General features: G+C 71.4%; 14 protein-coding genes. 13 read left to right on the top strand and 1 reads right to left on the bottom strand.

All coding sequences use genetic code 11. The features are described 5' to 3' along the window. Positions 1-116: 116 nt before the first annotated feature. Positions 117-869: an SDR family NAD(P)-dependent oxidoreductase gene (locus CCN56_RS17385; RefSeq protein ID WP_086827898.1), complete on the bottom strand. Its 753-nt coding sequence runs from the start codon at positions 867-869 to the stop codon at positions 117-119. 58 nt (positions 870-927) lie between these two features. On the opposite strand from CCN56_RS17385, the gene uvrC reads away from it, so the two are divergent. The 13 genes from uvrC (at position 928) to pgi (ending at position 17,054) form a co-directional block, all read left to right on the top strand. Beyond that, a complete protein-coding gene (uvrC, locus tag CCN56_RS17380) occupies positions 928-2,928 on the top strand; it encodes an excinuclease ABC subunit UvrC (RefSeq protein ID WP_086827896.1) in 2,001 nt (666 codons plus the stop codon). After that, positions 2,925-3,887 (top strand): RNase adapter RapZ, encoded by a 963-nt coding sequence (gene rapZ / locus CCN56_RS17375; protein WP_078908268.1) that lies wholly within the window; start codon positions 2,925-2,927, stop codon positions 3,885-3,887. Before uvrC ends, rapZ begins: the two co-directional genes overlap by 4 nt. After that, the gene (gene yvcK, locus CCN56_RS17370) at positions 3,884-4,918 is read left to right on the top strand and encodes a uridine diphosphate-N-acetylglucosamine-binding protein YvcK (RefSeq protein ID WP_086827894.1); all 1,035 of its coding nucleotides are present in this window, start codon (positions 3,884-3,886) and stop codon (positions 4,916-4,918) included. The genes rapZ and yvcK overlap by 4 nt, the downstream gene beginning before the upstream one ends. Continuing rightward, entirely contained in the window at positions 4,909-5,898 is a 990-nt protein-coding gene (whiA, locus tag CCN56_RS17365) for a DNA-binding protein WhiA (protein WP_030205188.1), read from the top strand. The genes yvcK and whiA overlap by 10 nt, the downstream gene beginning before the upstream one ends. A 174-nt stretch (positions 5,899-6,072) precedes the next feature. After that, entirely contained in the window at positions 6,073-9,024 is a 2,952-nt protein-coding gene (locus CCN56_RS17360) for a M14 family metallopeptidase (RefSeq protein WP_086827892.1), read from the top strand. 219 nt (positions 9,025-9,243) lie between these two features. Beyond that, positions 9,244-10,254, top strand: a complete 1,011-nt coding sequence (gene gap, locus CCN56_RS17355) for a type I glyceraldehyde-3-phosphate dehydrogenase (RefSeq protein ID WP_086827890.1) — start codon at positions 9,244-9,246, stop codon at positions 10,252-10,254. Between the two features lie 112 nt (positions 10,255-10,366). Continuing rightward, positions 10,367-11,578, top strand: coding sequence for a phosphoglycerate kinase (pgk, locus tag CCN56_RS17350; RefSeq protein WP_086827888.1), 1,212 nt, complete (start codon positions 10,367-10,369; stop codon positions 11,576-11,578). A 6-nt stretch (positions 11,579-11,584) separates the two neighbouring features. After that, positions 11,585-12,361, top strand: coding sequence for a triose-phosphate isomerase (gene tpiA, locus CCN56_RS17345; RefSeq protein ID WP_086827887.1), 777 nt, complete (start codon positions 11,585-11,587; stop codon positions 12,359-12,361). Between the two features lie 97 nt (positions 12,362-12,458). After that, positions 12,459-12,689 carry a preprotein translocase subunit SecG gene (gene secG / locus CCN56_RS17340; protein ID WP_086827885.1) on the top strand — a complete coding sequence of 77 codons (231 nt, stop codon included), beginning with the start codon at positions 12,459-12,461 and terminating at the stop codon, positions 12,687-12,689. A 77-nt stretch (positions 12,690-12,766) separates the two neighbouring features. Further along, on the top strand, positions 12,767-13,102 hold the full coding sequence (locus tag CCN56_RS17335) for an RNA polymerase-binding protein RbpA (RefSeq protein ID WP_078908267.1): 336 nt from the start codon (positions 12,767-12,769) through the stop codon (positions 13,100-13,102). 148 nt (positions 13,103-13,250) lie between these two features. Beyond that, a complete protein-coding gene (locus tag CCN56_RS17330) occupies positions 13,251-14,027 on the top strand; it encodes a sugar isomerase domain-containing protein (RefSeq protein WP_086827883.1) in 777 nt (258 codons plus the stop codon). Between the two features lie 90 nt (positions 14,028-14,117). After that, positions 14,118-15,344 (top strand): MFS transporter, encoded by a 1,227-nt coding sequence (locus CCN56_RS17325; RefSeq protein WP_086827881.1) that lies wholly within the window; start codon positions 14,118-14,120, stop codon positions 15,342-15,344. 57 nt (positions 15,345-15,401) lie between these two features. After that, a complete protein-coding gene (gene pgi / locus CCN56_RS17320) occupies positions 15,402-17,054 on the top strand; it encodes a glucose-6-phosphate isomerase (RefSeq protein ID WP_086827900.1) in 1,653 nt (550 codons plus the stop codon). Positions 17,055-17,057 lie beyond the last annotated feature (3 nt).

The following is a 17,057-nucleotide window of genomic DNA, read 5'->3' as shown; positions in this document are numbered from 1 at the left end:
CCCCCTGCTCGAGCGGGACGATTGCCCACACGAGGGGGCGGCGGAAGGCACCGGCCTGCCGGGCGCGGGCCCCACGGGCACGGGGCACAGGGCCCCGCACGGGCAGGGGGCGGGTCTCAGCGGGCCAGGTAGCCGCCGTCCACCGGGAGGATCGCGCCCGTCACGAACGACGCCTCGTCCGACGCCAGGAAGAGGATCGCCGCCGCCACCTCCTCCGGCGTGCCGAAGCGGCCCATCGGGTGGGCCCGGACGATCTCCGTGAGGTACTCGGGCCCGCCCGGCTCCACGCGCGCGGCGGCCACCCGCTCGGTCTCGATCGTGCCGGGGGCGACCGCGTTGACGCGGATGCCCCGCTCCGCCCACTCCACCGCCAGGTGCTTGGTCAGGCCGGTCGCCACGAACTTCGCCGGCCCGTACACCGCCTGCCTCGCCTGGCCCGCCACGCCCGAGATCGACGAGGTGCACACGATGGCCCCGCCGCCCGTGACGAGCATGGCCTCGATCGCGTACTTGCAGGTCAGGAACATGCCCCGCCCGTCGACGGCCATCACCCGGTCGAAGTCCGCCGCCTCCGCCTCGGTGACGGAGAGCAGCGGGATCACGCCCGCGTTCGCCACCAGCACGTCCAGCCGGCCGAAGTGCTCCACCGCCGTGTCGACCATCCGCCGCGCGTCCTCTTCCCGGGAGACGTCCCCGACCACCGGGGTCACTCCGGGAAGACCCGCGAGGCGGTCCGCGTCCACGTCCGCGGCCACCACCCGCGCGCCCTCCCGTACGAAGCGTTCCGCCGTCGCCCGCCCGATTCCGCTCGCCGCGCCCGTGATCACGCACACCCGGTCCGCCAGCCGTCCTGAAGTCTCCTGAGCCATGTCCGGCCAACGAGCGCACCCGCCCTGAGTGTCGGTCCCCGCCAGTAGGGTGGTGAGCATGGCAGACCCCTCCAGCTACCGCCCCAAGCCGGGTCAGATCCCCGACTCCCCGGGGGTCTACAAGTTCCGCGACGAGCACCGCCGGGTGATCTACGTCGGGAAGGCGAAGTCCCTGCGCCAGCGGCTGGCGAACTACTTCCAGCCGCTCACGAGCCTGCACCCGCGCACGGCCACCATGGTGACGACGGCCGCCTCCGTGGAGTGGACCGTGGTGTCCACCGAGGTCGAGGCGCTGCAGCTGGAGTACTCCTGGATCAAGGAGTTCGATCCCCGGTTCAACGTGAAGTACCGGGACGACAAGAGTTATCCGTATCTCGCCGTCACCATGAACGAGGAGTTTCCGCGCGTCCAGGTCATGCGCGGGCACAAGAAGAAGGGCGTGCGTTACTTCGGGCCGTACACGCACGCGTGGGCGATCCGCGAGACCGTCGACCTGATGCTGCGGGTGTTCCCCGTGCGGACGTGCTCGGCTGGAGTGTTCCGCAACGCCGCCTCCGCCGGACGGCCCTGCCTCCTCGGCTACATCGGCAAGTGCTCGGCGCCCTGCGTCGGCCGGGTCACCCCCGAGGAGCACCGCGAACTGGCCGAGGACTTCAGCGACTTCATGGCCGGCCGCACCGGCACGTACATCCGCCGGCTCGAGAAGCAGATGATGATCGCGGCCGAGGACATGGAGTACGAGAAGGCGGCCCGGCTCCGCGACGACATAGAGGCCCTGCGCAAGGCCATGGAGAAGAGCGCGGTGGTCCTCGCCGACGCCACCGACGCCGACCTGATCGCCCTCGCCGAGGACGAGCTGGAGGCCGCCGTCCAGATCTTCCACGTGCGCGGCGGACGCGTCCGGGGCCAGCGCGGCTGGGTCACGGACAAGGTCGAGGCCGTCGACACGGCGGGGCTCGTCGAGCACGCGCTCCGGCAGCTGTACGGCGAGGAGAGCGGCGAGGCCGTTCCCAAGGAGGTTCTCGTCCCCGCGCTGCCGGAGGACGCCGAGGCCGTCACCGCCTGGTTGTCCGGCCGCCGCGGCTCCCTCGTCTCGCTGCGGATCCCGCAGCGCGGCGACAAGAAGGACCTGATGGAGACCGTCGCGCGCAACGCCCAGCAGGCGCTCGTGCTGCACAAGACCAAGCGCGCCAGCGATCTGACCACCCGCTCCCGGGCCCTGGAGGAGATCGCCGAGGCCCTGGACCTGGACTCGGCGCCGCTGCGGATCGAGTGCTTCGACATCTCGCACCTCCAGGGCGAGGACGTCGTCGCCTCGATGGTCGTCTTCGAGGACGGGCTGCCCCGCAAGAGCGAGTACCGCCGTTTCCAGATCAAGGGCTTCGAGGGGCAGGACGACGTCCGGTCCATGCACGAGGTGATCAGCCGCCGCTTCAAGCGTTACCTCGCCGAGAGGGACCGTACGGGGGAGTGGGACGCCCTCGCCGAGGGAGAGGCCGGCGGCGAGGTCCCCGCCGACGGAGCCCAGGACGACGGGCGGCCCAAGCGCTTCGCGTACCCGCCGCAGCTCGTCGTCGTCGACGGCGGGCAGCCGCAGGTCGCCGCGGCCCGCCGCGCCCTCGACGAGCTCGGCATCGACGACGTCGCCGTCTGCGGGCTCGCCAAGCGCCTGGAGGAGGTCTGGCTGCCCGGCGACGACGACCCGGTGGTGCTGCCCCGCTCCAGCGAAGGGCTCTACCTCCTCCAGCGGGTACGTGACACGGCTCACGACTTCGCCATCCGCTACCAGCGGTCCAAGCGGACCAAACGCCTCCGGACCAGCCCGCTCGACGCCGTCCCCGGCCTCGGAGAGTCGCGCAAACAGGCCTTGATCAAGCATTTCGGCTCGGTGAAGCGGCTGAAGCAGGCGACAATCGAGCAGATCTGTGAGGTCCCCGGCTTCGGCCGGAAGACCGCGGAGGCGGTCGCCGTGGCCCTGGCCCAGGCGGCCCCCGCCGCACCCGCCGTGAACACGGCCACAGGAGAGATCATGGAAGACGACGGGGGCACCACCGCATGAGCGAGCGCCACACGCACCACGAGCACGACCGAGAAGACGGAGCAGGACACGTGAGTACGGGCACGAAGGAGACCCCCGGCGACAACGGCGCCGAGGCGGCCATTCCCGAGCTGGTGATCATCTCCGGCATGTCCGGAGCCGGCCGGTCCACCGCGGCGAAGTGTCTGGAGGACCTCGGCTGGTTCGTCGTGGACAACCTGCCGCCCGCGCTGATCCCCACCATGGTGGAGCTCGGCGCCCGCTCCCAGGGCAACGTCGCCCGGATCGCCGTCGTCGTGGACGTCCGAGGCCGGCAGTTCTTCGACAACCTCAGGGAGTCCCTCGCCGACCTGGACGCCAAGCAGGTCACCCGCCGGATCGTCTTCCTGGAGTCCTCCGACGAGGCCCTCGTCCGGCGCTTCGAGTCGGTCCGCAGGCCGCACCCGCTCCAGGGCGACGGCCGCATCACCGACGGCATCGCCGCCGAGCGCGACCTGCTGCGCGAGCTGCGCGGCGACGCCGACCTTGTGATCGACACCTCCAGCCTCAACGTCCACGAGCTGCGCGCCAAGATGGACGCCCAGTTCGCCGGCGACGAGGAGCCCGAGCTCCGGGCCACCGTGATGTCCTTCGGCTTCAAGTACGGCCTGCCGGTCGACGCCGACCTCGTCGTCGACATGCGCTTCCTGCCGAACCCGCACTGGGTCCCCGAGCTGCGCCCCTTCACCGGCCTCAACGAGGAGGTGTCGAACTACGTCTACAACCAGCCCGGCGCCAAGGAGTTCCTCGACCGCTACACCGAGCTGCTCCAGCTGATCGCCGCGGGCTACCGCCGCGAGGGCAAGCGGTACGTGACCATCGCCGTGGGCTGCACGGGCGGCAAGCACCGCTCCGTCGCCACCGCCGAGCGCCTCGCCGCCCGCCTCGCCGCCGAAGGGGTCGAGACCGTCGTCGTCCACCGGGACATGGGGCGCGAGTGAAGCCGTACCGTCGGCGTACCTCCACCCTCGCGGTGCGGCGTACCCTCCGCAGGCGCGGCACCCAGCCCAAGGTGGTCGCCCTCGGCGGCGGCATGGGCCTGTCGGCCTCCCTCGCCGCGCTCCGCCGGATCACCGGCGACCTCACCGCCGTCGTCACCGTCGCCGACGACGGGGGCTCCAGCGGCCGGCTCCGGGAGGAGCTCGGCGTGCTGCCCCCGGGCGACCTGCGCAAGGCGCTCGCCGCGCTCTGCGGCGACGACGACTGGGGCCAGACCTGGGCCCGGGTGATCCAGCACCGCTTCCAGTCCAAGGGCGAGATCAACGGCCACGCCGTCGGCAACCTGCTGATCGTCGCCCTCTGGGAGCAGCTCGGCGACCCCGTCCAGGCCCTCGACCTGGTCGGCCGGCTGCTCGGCGCCCAGGGCCGGGTGCTGCCCATGTCCGCCGTGCCCCTGGAGCTCCAGGCCCTGGTCAGGGGCCACGACCCGGAGCGGCCGGACGAGGTGGACACCGTGCGCGGCCAGGCGACCGTGGCGCTCACCCCCGGCGAGGTGCAGTCCGTGCACCTCGTGCCGCACGACCCGCCGGCCGTGCCCGAGGCGGTCGCCGCGGTCCTCGACGCGGACTGGGTGGTGCTCGGTCCCGGCTCCTGGTTCTCCTCGGTGATCCCGCACCTCCTGGTCCCCGAACTCCTCGACGCCCTGGCCGAGACGAAGGCCCGGAAGGTGCTCTCGCTGAACCTCGCGCCGCAGCCCGGAGAAACCGAGGGCTTCTCCCCGCAACGTCATTTGGAGGTTTTGGGACGACACGCCCCTAAACTCGCCCTGGACGTGGTGCTGGCCGACGAGGCCGCCGTGCCCGACGTGTCAGCCAGAGAGCCCCTCGCCGACGCCGCCAAGCGGCTCGGTGCCGCGGTCGAGCTGGCGCCGGTGGCCCGGCCCGACGGCTCCGCGAAGCATGACCCGGAGCTGTTGGCCGCCGCGTACGACCGTATTTTTCGGATGCATGGAAGGATCGGCCCATGGCGATGACGGCAGCGGTGAAGGACGAGATCTCCCGGCTTCCCGTCACCCGGACCTGCTGCAGGAAGGCAGAGGTCTCGTCGATCCTGCGGTTCGCGGGCGGGCTGCACCTGGTGAGCGGCCGCATCGTGATCGAGGCGGAGCTCGACACCGCGATGGCGGCCCGCCGGCTCAAGCGGGACATCCTGGAGATCTTCGGGCACAGCTCGGAGCTGATCGTGATGGCCCCCGGCGGGTTGCGGCGCGGCTCGCGCTTCGTGGTGCGGGTGGTGGCGGGCGGCGACCAGCTGGCCCGGCAGACGGGTCTCGTGGACGGCCGCGGCCGCCCCATCCGGGGCCTCCCCCCGCAGGTGGTCTCCGGCGCGACCTGTGACGCCGAGGCGGCCTGGCGCGGCGCGTTCCTCGCGCACGGCTCGCTGACCGAGCCCGGCCGCTCCTCCTCCCTGGAGGTGACCTGCCCGGGTCCCGAGGCCGCCCTCGCCCTGGTCGGCGCGGCCCGCCGGCTCTCCATCGCGGCGAAGGCCCGCGAGGTACGGGGAGTGGACCGGGTCGTCGTCCGCGACGGCGACGCGATCGGCGCCCTCCTCACCCGGCTCGGCGCGCACGAGTCGGTGCTGGCCTGGGAGGAGCGGCGGATGCGGCGCGAGGTCCGCGCCACCGCCAACCGCCTGGCCAACTTCGACGACGCCAACCTGCGCCGCTCGGCCCGCGCCGCGGTCGCCGCCGGGGCCCGGGTGCAGCGCGCCCTGGAGATCCTCGGCGAGGAGGTGCCCGAGCACCTCGCAGCCGCCGGCCGGCTCCGCATGGAGCACAAGCAGGCCTCCCTGGAGGAGCTGGGCGCGCTCGCCGACCCGCCGCTGACCAAGGACGCGGTGGCCGGCCGGATCCGCCGGCTCCTCGCGATGGCCGACAAGCGGGCGCAGGACCTGGGCATCCCCGGGACCGAGTCCAACCTGACGGAGGAGCTGGACGACAGCCTCGTCGGCTGACGGACCCGCTGCCGTACGGAGCCCGTACGGAACTCCGAACTCCGCGCTGCCGGTGCCTTTCTGAGGCACCGGCAGCTTTTTCGTACGCCCCGCGAGGCACCCTTGACAGTCCCAGGGGCGCCCAAGAGCCTGGCGTCTGTTCACCTTCGTGACTGACAACAGCAAGGGGGGCTCATGAGACGCAGAGCGAGATCGATCCTCGCCGCTGCTTCACTGCTGATCGCCGGAGTGGCGGCGGCACCCGTCGCCGGAGCGCAGCCGAACGACCGGGACGGCAAAGACGCCCTCTCCGTCTGGCGGGCCGAGGTCACCCGGGCGCAGATCCCGCTGCTCCTCGACGCCGGCGCCGACGCCCATGAACTCACCGAGCAGGTCCCGGCGAAGGGCTCGGCGACGGTCGAGCTCTTCCTCACCGGCCGTCAGGCCGGACAGCTGCGCGGCCAGGGCGTCGAGATCACCGAGCACAGCCTCAGCGCCCAGGCCGAGAAGCGGGTCGCCGCCGCGGGCGACGGCGTCTTCCGCCCGTACGGCGGCCCGAACGGCCTCAAACAGGAGATCCTGGACACCGCACGGGCCGATCCCGGGCTCACCAAGGTCGTCTCCATCGGCAAGACCCTCAAGGGGCAGGACATCCTCGCCCTCAAGCTGACCAAGGGCGCGAGGAAGACCAAGGACGGCTCGAAGCCCGCCACGCTGTACATGTCCAACCAGCACGCGCGCGAGTGGATCACCCCCGAGATGACCCGGCGGCTGATGCACTACTACCTCGACAACTACGGCAAGGACGAGCGGATCACCCGCATCGTCGACTCCACCGAGCTGTGGTTCGTCCTCTCCGCCAACCCGGACGGCTACGACTTCACGCACGCCGACCCCGCCAACCGGCAGTGGCGCAAGAACCTCCGCGACAACGACGGCGACGGGAAGATCGGCCCCGGCGACGGCGTCGACCTCAACCGCAACTTCGCCTACAAGTGGGGCTACGACAACGAGGGCTCGTCCCCCGACCCGGCCGACGAGACCTTCCGCGGCAGGGGCCCCATGTCGGAGCCCGAGACGAAGGCCCTCGACGCCTTCGAGAAGCGCATCGGCTTCGCGTACGGCGTCAACTACCACTCGGCCGCCCAGCTCCTCCTTTACGGCGTCGGTTGGCAGGTCGCCACCGACACCCCCGACGACGTGGCCCTCAAGGCCCTCGCCGGCACCCCGCAGAAGTCCGCCGTGCCCGGCTACCGCCCGCAGGTCTCCTCCGAGCTGTACATCACCAACGGCGAGGCGGACGGACACGCCGCCAACGTCAACGGGATGCAGATGTTCACCCCGGAGATGTCGACCTGCGCCACCGCCTCCCGCGTGGACCCGAACGACGCCTGGAACCCGGCCGACTGCGCCTCCGTCTTCACCTTCCCGGACGACGAGAAGCTGATCCAGGCCGAGTTCGCCAAGAACATCCCCTTCGCGCTCGCCGTCGCGGAGACCGCCGCCCATCCGGACCGGCCCGTCTCCCCGGTCGGCATCGACGCCCCCGACCTCACCCCGAAGACCTTCACCATCTCCTACGCCCGCGGCGCGGAGCAGGAGGTCGCCGTCACCGCCCGCAAGTCGCTGCGCGGCAAGACCCTGAGGTACCGGATCAACGGCGGCCGCACCCACAGCGAGGAGCTGGAGGCCTGGAAGGGCGGCGAGACCTTCGGCGGCGAGGACAACCTCTACTTCGACGAGTACCGCGCCGAGGTCGAGGGAGCCCGACCCGGCGACTCCGTCGAGGTCTGGTTCACCGCCCGCACCCGTGAGGGTCGGGCCACCGCCTCCGCCCCCTTCACGTACAAGGTGGCCGAGCGCCCCCGCGGCGACGTGCTCGTCCTCGCCGACGAGGGCGGCACCACCGCCGCGCAGCACACCGCCGCATACGTGAAGGCGCTCGCCGACAACAAGCGCGGGGCCGCCGTCTGGGACGTCGCCACCCAGGGCGCCCCCGACGCCCTCGGCGTGCTCTCCCACTTCCGCACCGTCGTCTGGTACACCGGCGCCGAGCGCCCCTCCGGCGCCGCCCAGCTCGCCGTCCGCGCCTACCTCAACGAGGGCGGCAAGCTGATCAACGCCGGCGAGAAGTCCGGCGGGCTCACCGAGATCGGCAGGGCGGAGTCCAACGACTTCGCCCAGTACTACCTCGGCGCCTACCACCGCGCGGGCCTCAAGAACCCGCCCGCCTTCGCCGGCACGGGCGCCTTCGCGGGCGTCGGCGCCACGCTCGGCGCCGCCGCCGACAACCCGCTGGACAACGCGGGCGCGTACACCGTCACCTCGGACACCCTGAAGCCGGAGCAGTTCCCGCAGTTCGCGAGCAGCGCCTCCGCCGGTGACTACCCGGGCATCCGCACCCCCTTCGAGCCCGCCGAGGGCTCGACCTTCGCGGCCGTCAAGCACGCCGACGACACCTGGGCCCGGCTCGCCAGGACCGTCGACCTCACCGGCACCGTCGCCGCCTCGAAGCCGCGCCTGGACTTCCAGGTCAGCTACGACACCGAGCCCGGCTACGACAACCTCGTCGTCGAGGCCCACACCGTCGGCCAGGACGACTGGACGACCCTGCCGGACGTCAACGGCGGCACCTCCACCACGCCCCCGGCCGACTGCGGCGAGGGCTTCTACGTCCGCGGCCACCCCTTCCTCGCCCACTACCTCACCGTCGGCGAGGACGGCTGCGCGCCCACCGGCACCACCGGCGCCTGGAACGCCTTCACCGGCCCCTCCAACGGCTGGCGGCAGGCCTCCGTCGACCTGAGCGCCTGGGCCGGCAAGAAGGTCGAGCTCGCGATCTCGTACGTCTCCGACCCCGGTACGGGCGAGATGGGCGCCTTCGTCGACGACACCCGGCTCGTCACCGGGACCACCACCGAGGCGGAGGGCTTCGAGACCTCCCTCGGCGCCTGGTCCGCACCCGGCGCCCCGGCCGGCAGCCCCGGCAACGCCTCCGACTGGACGCGTTCCGCGGCGCTCTTCCACTCCCAGGCCGCCGTCACCACCCGTGACACCGTCCTCCTCGGCTACGGCCTGGAGCACGTGCCCGGCACGGCCGAGCGAGCACGGCTCCTCGGCCGCGCCCTCGGGGCGCTCCGGCGCTGACGGAGAGTAGTGGGGACAAAGATCCCATGACGGCCCGTACCCGTCGGTAAGTGCGGGCCGTCAGCCGTTTTACCCCACTTTTCGGGCGCGTACGGCTGCGCACGATGTCACTCACCGGCGGCTGGAGGGGTAGGGTCGTAAGCGGTCGGGGACATCCCAAAAAACAAAAATCTCGCCGGCGTCGAGAACTCCGGCGTTAGCTGACGAGGAGATCGGTTCGTGACGATCCGCGTAGGCATCAACGGCTTTGGCCGCATCGGCCGGAACTACTTCCGAGCGCTCCTTGAGCAGGGTGCCGACATCGAGATCGTGGCTGTCAATGACCTGGGTGACACCGCGACCACCGCACACCTGCTGAAGTACGACACCATCCTGGGCCGCCTCAAGGCCGAGGTGACCCACACCGCCGACACCATCACCGTGGACGGCCGCACCATCAAGGTGCTGTCCGAGCGCGACCCGGCCGACATCCCCTGGGGCGACCTGGGCGTCGACATCGTCATCGAGTCGACCGGCATCTTCACCAAGAAGGCCGACGCCGCGAAGCACCTCGCCGGCGGCGCCAAGAAGGTCCTCATCTCGGCCCCGGCCACCGATGAGGACATCACCATCGTCATGGGCGTCAACCAGGACAAGTACGACCCGGCGCGGCACGACGTCATCTCGAACGCGTCCTGCACCACCAACTGCGTCGCGCCGATGGCCAAGGTCCTCGACGAGAACTTCAGCATCGTCAAGGGCCTGATGACCACGGTCCACGCGTACACCAACGACCAGCGCATCCTGGACTTCCCGCACAAGGACCTGCGCCGCGCCCGCGCCGCCGCGGAGAACATCATCCCGACCACGACCGGTGCCGCCAAGGCCACCGCTCTGGTCCTCCCGCAGCTCAAGGGCAAGCTCGACGGCATCGCCATGCGCGTCCCGGTCCCGACCGGCTCCGCCACCGACCTGGTCGTCACCCTCGACCGCGAGGTCACCAAGGACGAGGTCAACGCCGCGTTCAAGAAGGCCTCCGAGGACGGCGACCTCAAGGGCGTCCTGTTCTACACCGAGGACCCGATCGTCTCCTCCGACATCGTCGGCGACCCGGCGTCCTGCACCTTCGACGCTTCCCTGACAATGGTCCAGGACGGCAAGACGGTCAAGATCCTCGGTTGGTACGACAACGAGTGGGGCTACTCCAACCGTCTCGTCGACCTCACCGTCTTCGTCGGCGGCCAGCTCTAAGCTCTAGGGTTCAGGGCAGGCTTTCGATGTGAGCAGGGCTCGGGCAGCGCAATGCCGCGCTGTGCGAGCCCTGTTTGTGTGCTCCACCGCGTACCAAGGAGTCTGTTAACAGATGAAGACGATCGACGAGCTCCTCGAAGAGGGCGTCGAAGGAAAGCGCGTGTTCGTCCGCGCCGACCTCAACGTGCCGCTCGACGGCACCACCATCACCGACGACGGCCGCATCCGCGCCGTCGTCCCCACGGTCAAGGCGCTCGCCGACGCCGGCGCCCGCGTCGTGGTCGCCTCGCACCTGGGCCGCCCGAAGGGCGCCCCGGACCCGGCCTTCTCGCTCGCGCCGGCCGCCGCCCGCCTCGGCGAGCTGCTCGGTGCCGACGTGGCCTTCGCGACCGACACGGTCGGCGAGTCCGCCACCGCCACGGTCGCCGGTCTCGGCGACGGCCGGGTGGCCGTCATCGAGAACCTCCGCTTCAACGCCGGCGAGACCTCGAAGGACGACGCCGAGCGCGGCGCCTTCGCGGACCAGCTCGCGGCCCTCGCCGACCTGTACGTCGGCGACGGCTTCGGCGCCGTGCACCGCAAGCACGCCTCGGTCTTCGACCTCCCGGCCCGGCTGCCGCACTACGCCGGCCACCTCATCGCCACCGAGGTCGGCGTCCTCAAGAAGCTCACCGAGGACGTCCAGCGGCCGTACGCCGTCGTGCTCGGCGGCTCCAAGGTCTCCGACAAGCTCGGCGTGATCGACCACCTCCTGGAGAAGGCCGACCGCATCCTCGTCGGCGGCGGCATGGTCTTCACCTTCCTCAAGGCCCAGGGCCACGAGGTCGGCAGCTCGCTGCTCCAGGAGGACCAGATCCCGATGGTCCAGGAGTACCTGAAGCGGGCCGAGGCGTCCGGCGTGGAGTTCGTGCTCCCCGTCGACGTCGTGGTCGCGCCCGGGTTCCCCGACATGAAGACCAAGGCCCCGACCCACCCGGAGACGGTCGCCGCGGACGCCATGCCGGTCGGCCGGATGGGCCTGGACATCGGCCCCGCGACCTCCGAGCTCTACGCCTCGAAGCTCGCCGACGCGGCCACTGTCTTCTGGAACGGGCCGATGGGCGTCTTCGAGCACCCCGACTACGCCGAGGGCACCAGGGCTGTCGCCCAGGCGCTCGTCGACTCCCCGGCCTTCACGGTCGTCGGCGGTGGTGACTCCGCCGCGGCCGTCCGCACCCTGGGCTTCGACGAGAACACATTCGGCCACATTTCGACCGGTGGCGGCGCCTCCCTCGAGTACCTCGAGGGCAAGACGCTCCCCGGCCTCGCCGCACTGGAGGACTGAACACCCGTGAGCACCCGCACCCCGCTGATGGCGGGCAACTGGAAGATGAACCTCAACCACCTCGAGGCCATCGCCCACGTCCAGAAGCTCGCCTTCGCCCTGACCGACAAGGACTACGACGCCTGTGAGGTCGCCGTCCTCGTCCCCTTCACCGACCTGCGGTCCGTCCAGACCCTGGTCGACGGCGACAAGCTGAAGATCAAGTACGGCGCCCAGGACATCTCGGAGCACGACTCCGGTGCCTACACCGGCGAGATCTCGGGCCTGATGCTGTCCAAGCTGAAGTGCGCCTACGTCGCCGTCGGCCACTCCGAGCGCCGCCAGTACCACGCCGAGAACGACGAGGTCTGCAACGCCAAGGTGAAGGCCGCCTTCAAGCACGGCGTGACCCCGATCCTCTGCGTCGGCGAGGGCCTGGACATCCGCAAGGCGGGCAACCAGGTCGAGTACACCCTCGCGCAGATCGACGGCGGCCTGAAGGACGTCCCGGCCGAGCAGGCCGAGACGATCGTGATCGCGTACGAGCCGGTGTGGGCCATCGGCACCGGCGAGGTCGCCACGCCCGAGGACGCCCAGGAGGTCTGCGGGGCGATCCGCGGCCGCCTCGCCGAGCTGTACTCGCAGGAGCTGGCCGACAAGGTCCGCATCCAGTACGGCGGCTCGGTCAAGGCCGGCAACGTCGCCGCGATCATGGCGCAGCCGGACGTCGACGGCGCCCTGGTGGGCGGCGCGGCGCTGGACGCCGACGAGTTCGTCAAGATCGTGCGCTTCCGCGACCAGTGAGTATGCGGTAGCGGCGTTACGTCGTACCCTTGCGGGGGTCGGGCAGGTGCCCGGCCCCCGTCCGTATAAGTCCGAGGAAGTTGGTCCAGCCGTGGTTATGGGGTTCTCGATCGCCCTGATCGTCTTCAGCGCGCTGCTGATGCTGCTCGTGCTGATGCACAAGGGAAAGGGCGGCGGCCTCTCCGACATGTTCGGTGGCGGTATGCAGTCCTCCGTCGGTGGCTCCTCGGTCGCCGAGCGGAACCTCGACCGGATCACCGTCGTGGTCGGTCTGCTCTGGTTCTCCTGCATTGTGGTACTTGGTCTGCTGATGAAGTTGGACCGGTAACTCCAATCACTGGACGCGCGTTGGGCCTTACGTAGACTGGGGCATCTTCGAGCACCATCACGCAGGGAGTTACGACCGTGGCAAGTGGCAACGCGATCCGGGGAAGCCGGGTCGGAGCGGGGCCGATGGGGGAGGCCGAGCGGGGCGAGTCGGCACCGCGCCTCCGCATCTCCTTCTGGTGCTCGAACGGGCACGAGACGCAGCCGAGCTTCGCCAGCGACGCGGCGGTCCCGGATACCTGGGACTGCCCGCGCTGCGGCTTCCCGGCGGGCCAGGACCGGGACAACCCGCCGGACCCGCCGCGCACGGAGCCGTACAAGACCCATCTCGCCTATGTGCGTGAGCGCCGCAGCGACGCGGACGGCGAGGCGATCCTCGCCGAGGCGCTGGCCAAGCTGCGGGGCGAGATCTGAAGCGTGGTGTGACGGTGTGACGAACGGGCCTTGCCCGCGAACCGGGTTCGCGGGCAAGGCCCGTTCGTGCGTCACCGGCGGTTGTCCGCCCCGTACGCGGTGAGCGCGGGGGAAGATCCGGGTACACCGAACCAGTGGAGGCCCCGCCATGTCCGCCGCCCTGCCTCGACCCGACCTCGGCGCCGCGCGGTTCGCCGACCACGCCCGGGACGCCGTCGAGCGCGCCGTCGCCGCCAACGAGGACGCCGTCCCGCGCGCGGCCCGGCTCCTCGCCGACTGCGTCGCCGCCGACGGCGTCATCCACGCCTTCGGGACCGGCCACTCCCAGGCCGCCGCCCTGGAGATCGCCGGCCGAGCCGGCGGCCTCGTCCCCACCAACCGCCTCTCGCTCGCGGACCTGGTCCTGCGCGGCGGCGAGGACCCCGCCCTCCTCGCCGACCCGCTCCTCGAACGCGCCCCGGGCCTCGCCGAACGGCTCTACGCCCTCGCCGACCCCCGCCCGCAGGACCTGTTCGTGATCGTCTCCGGCTCCGGCGTCAACAACGCGGTCGTCGACCTGGCGCTGAAGGCGACCGGCGCCGGACACCGGCTCGTCGCCCTCACCTCACTCGAACACACCCGTGCCGTCCCCGCCCTCCACGCGAGCGGCAAGCGGCTCGCCGACCTCGCCGACGTCGTCCTCGACAACTGCGCCCCCACCGGCGACGCTGTCCTCCCGCTCCCCGGCGGCGGCGCCCTGTGCGGGATCTCCACCCTCACCTCCGCGCTCCTCGTCCAGATGACCGTCGCCGAGACCGTCGCCCTCCTCCTCGCCGAGGGCCGCGAACCGCCCGTGTACGTCTCCGCCAACGTCCCCGGCGGCCACGAGCACAACACCCTCCTCGAAGCCCGCTACGAGGGCAGGCTGCACCGCGGCGCCCACTGAGACCCCGTTGTCAGCCCACTGAGACCCCCGTTGTCAGTGGCGTCCCCTACGGTCGGTCGGGCAGGGGATCACCGACGCGAGGGGGGCGCCGTGGCGGCGACGGAGGCAGTGGGCGGGACCAAGGCCGTGCCCGCCTGGCGGGGAGGCTTCGGGCGGCTGTGGACGGCCGCGGTCGTCTCCCGGTTCGGCGACGCGCTCCGTACGGCGGCGCTGCCGCTGCTCGCCGCCTCGCTCACCGACGACCCCCTCCTCATCGCCTCCGTCACCGCCTGCGGCTTCCTGCCCTGGCTGCTCTTCGGGCTCCTCGGCGGGGCCGTCGCCGACCGCGTCGACCAGCGGCGGGCCATGTGGGCCGTCGACCTCGTCCGCGGCGGACTCGTGGCCGCCTTCGCCGCCGCCGTCGCCCTCGGACACGCCACGATCGCCCTGCTGCTCGTCCTCGCCTTCGCCCTCACCACCCTGCAGACCCTCTTCGACAACGCGGCCACCGCCCTGCTGCCCGCGCTCGTCCCCGCCGAGACCTTCGCCGGGGCCAACGCCCGCCTGATGACCGGTCAGCAGCTCGCCGGCGGCCTCCTCGCCGGGCCCGCGGTGCCCGCCCTGCTCCTCGCCGGACCCGCCGTCCCGTACGCGGCCGACGCCGTCACATACGTCCTGGCCGCGCTCCTCATCGCCTCCCTGCGGACCGGGGCGCCCGAGCGGCCGCCCCGCCCGGCCGGGTCCACCCTCCGCGCCGAGATGGCCGAAGGGCTCGCCGTCCTCCGCGGGGACCGCGCCCTGCGGTGGCTCTGCACCGCCACCACCCTCTGCAACATCGGCATGGGCGCCCTCATCGCCACCCTCGTCGTCCACGTGACGGACGGTCACCCGACGGGAACGGCGGGGAACACGGCGTACGCCGCCACCGTCACCGCCTACGCCCTGGGGGCCGTCGCCGGCGGATTCCTCGCCCGGCGGATCGCCGAGCGGACCGGACGGATACGCGCCGTGCTCCTCGCCGGGGCCGTCCAGACCGGCTGCCTCGTCCTGATGGGGGCCTTGCCCGTCCTCGCGGTATCGATCGGGGCCATGGCGGTGTTCGGCTTCATGGGGACGGTGTGGAACGTCCAGCAGACGACCCTCGTGCAGGAGCGCGCCCCCGAGGGGATGCTCGGCCGCATCGCCGCGGCCTTCCGCACCCTCGCCGTCGCGGGCGCGCCGCTCGGAGCCCTCCTCGGCGGCGCCGCGGCCGCCGGCCTGGGACCGCACACACCCGCCCTCCTCGCGGCGGCGCTGTTCGCGCTCGCCGTCGCGTCGTTGGGCCCCCTGATCAATTAGGTTGGGGGTGCAGCGGGGCAGACAAGCAGTATTGAGAAGAAATGGGCGATGTCCGAGATGAACAGCGAAGGCCGTACCAGGCTCAACCGGCTGCCCGAGTGGGCGGCCCTCGGCAAGCACCGTGAGCAGCTGGGCGAGACACATCTGCGCGAACTGTTCGCCGCCGACCCGGAGCGGGGCACCCGCCACACCCTGCGCGTCGGCGACCTCCACCTGGACTACTCCAAGCACCTCGTCACCGACGAGACGCTGACCCTGCTGCGCGAACTCGCCGCCGTCACCGGCGTCGCCGAGCTCCGCGACGCCATGTTCCGCGGCGAGAAGATCAACACCACCGAGGACCGCGCCGTCCTCCACACCGCGCTGCGCGCCCCCCGCGGGGCCGTGATCGAGGTCGACGGGGAGAACGTCGTCCCCGGCGTCCACGCCGTCCTCGACAAGATGGGCGCCTTCGCCGACAAGGTCCGCGCGGGCGAGTGGACCGGCCACACCGGCAAGCCGATCAAGAACATCGTGAACATCGGCATCGGCGGCTCCGACCTCGGCCCCGCCATGGCCTACGAGGTCCTGCGCTCCTACACCCGGCGGGACCTGACGTTCCGTTTCGTCTCCAACGTCGACGGCGCCGACCTCCACGAGGCCGTCCGCGACCTCGACCCGGCCGAGACGCTGTTCATCGTCGCCTCGAAGACCTTCACCACCATCGAGACGATCACCAACGCCACCTCCGCCCGCAACTGGCTCCTCACCGGGCTCGGCGCCGGCCAGGAGGCCGTCGCCAAGCACTTCGTGGCCCTCTCGACCAACGCCGAGAAGGTCGAGGAGTTCGGCATCGACACCGCGAACATGTTCGAGTTCTGGGACTGGGTCGGCGGCCGCTACTCCTACGACTCCGCCATCGGCCTCTCCCTGATGATCGCCATCGGCCCGGAGCGCTTCCGCGAGATGCTCGACGGCTTCCACCTCGTCGACGAGCACTTCCGCACCGCACCGCCCGAGGAGAACGCACCGCTGCTCCTCGGCCTCCTCGGCGTCTGGTACGGCGCCTTCTTCGACGCCCAGTCGCACGCCGTCCTGCCGTACTCCCACTACCTGTCCAAGTTCACCGCCTACCTCCAGCAGCTCGACATGGAGTCCAACGGCAAGTCGGTGGACCGCCAGGGCAACCGGGTCGACTGGCAGACCGGACCCGTCGTCTGGGGCACCCCCGGGACCAACGGGCAGCACGCCTACTACCAGTTGATCCACCAGGGCACCAAGGTCATCCCGGCCGACTTCATCGGCTTCGCCCGGCCCGTCGACGACCTGCTGCCCGGGCTCGTCGCCCAGCACGACCTGCTCATGGCCAACTTCTTCGCCCAGACCCAGGCGCTCGCCTTCGGCAAGACGCCCGAGGAGGTACGGGCCGAGGGCGTCGCCGAGGAGCTCGTCCCGCACAAGACCTTCCAGGGCAACCACCCGACCACCACGATCCTCGCCGACGCGCTCACCCCGTCCGTCCTCGGCCAGCTGATCGCGCTCTACGAGCACAAGGTCTTCGTCCAGGGCGCGATCTGGAACATCGACTCCTTCGACCAGTGGGGCGTCGAGCTCGGCAAGGTCCTCGCCAAGAAGATCGAGCCGGTCCTGACGGAGGGCGAGGGCGGCGAGCAGCTCGACAGCTCCACCGCCGGGCTCGTCTCGGCCTACCGCTCGCTGCGCGGACGGTAACCG

Source organism: Streptomyces sp. NRRL B-24572, from assembly GCF_002156145.1.
Lineage (GTDB): Bacteria > Actinomycetota > Actinomycetes > Streptomycetales > Streptomycetaceae > Streptomyces > Streptomyces vietnamensis.
The sequence above is the reverse complement of the archived record's forward strand: the minus strand, read 5'-3'. Positions and strand labels throughout refer to the sequence as shown.

Bases quoted from the DNA above. Each gene is read 5' to 3' on its own strand.
- CCN56_RS17385 (WP_086827898.1), bottom strand. From the start codon at position 869: ATGGCTCAGGAGACTTCAGGACGGCTGGCGGACCGGGTGTGCGTGATC.
- uvrC (WP_086827896.1), top strand. From the start codon at position 928: ATGGCAGACCCCTCCAGCTACCGCCCCAAGCCGGGTCAGATCCCCGAC.
- rapZ (WP_078908268.1), top strand. From the start codon at position 2,925: ATGAGCGAGCGCCACACGCACCACGAGCACGACCGAGAAGACGGAGCA.
- whiA (WP_030205188.1), top strand. From the start codon at position 4,909: ATGGCGATGACGGCAGCGGTGAAGGACGAGATCTCCCGGCTTCCCGTC.
- CCN56_RS17360 (WP_086827892.1), top strand. From the start codon at position 6,073: ATGAGACGCAGAGCGAGATCGATCCTCGCCGCTGCTTCACTGCTGATC.
- pgk (WP_086827888.1), top strand. From the start codon at position 10,367: ATGAAGACGATCGACGAGCTCCTCGAAGAGGGCGTCGAAGGAAAGCGC.
- secG (WP_086827885.1), top strand. From the start codon at position 12,459: ATGGGGTTCTCGATCGCCCTGATCGTCTTCAGCGCGCTGCTGATGCTG.
- CCN56_RS17330 (WP_086827883.1), top strand. From the start codon at position 13,251: ATGTCCGCCGCCCTGCCTCGACCCGACCTCGGCGCCGCGCGGTTCGCC.
- pgi (WP_086827900.1), top strand. From the start codon at position 15,402: ATGAACAGCGAAGGCCGTACCAGGCTCAACCGGCTGCCCGAGTGGGCG.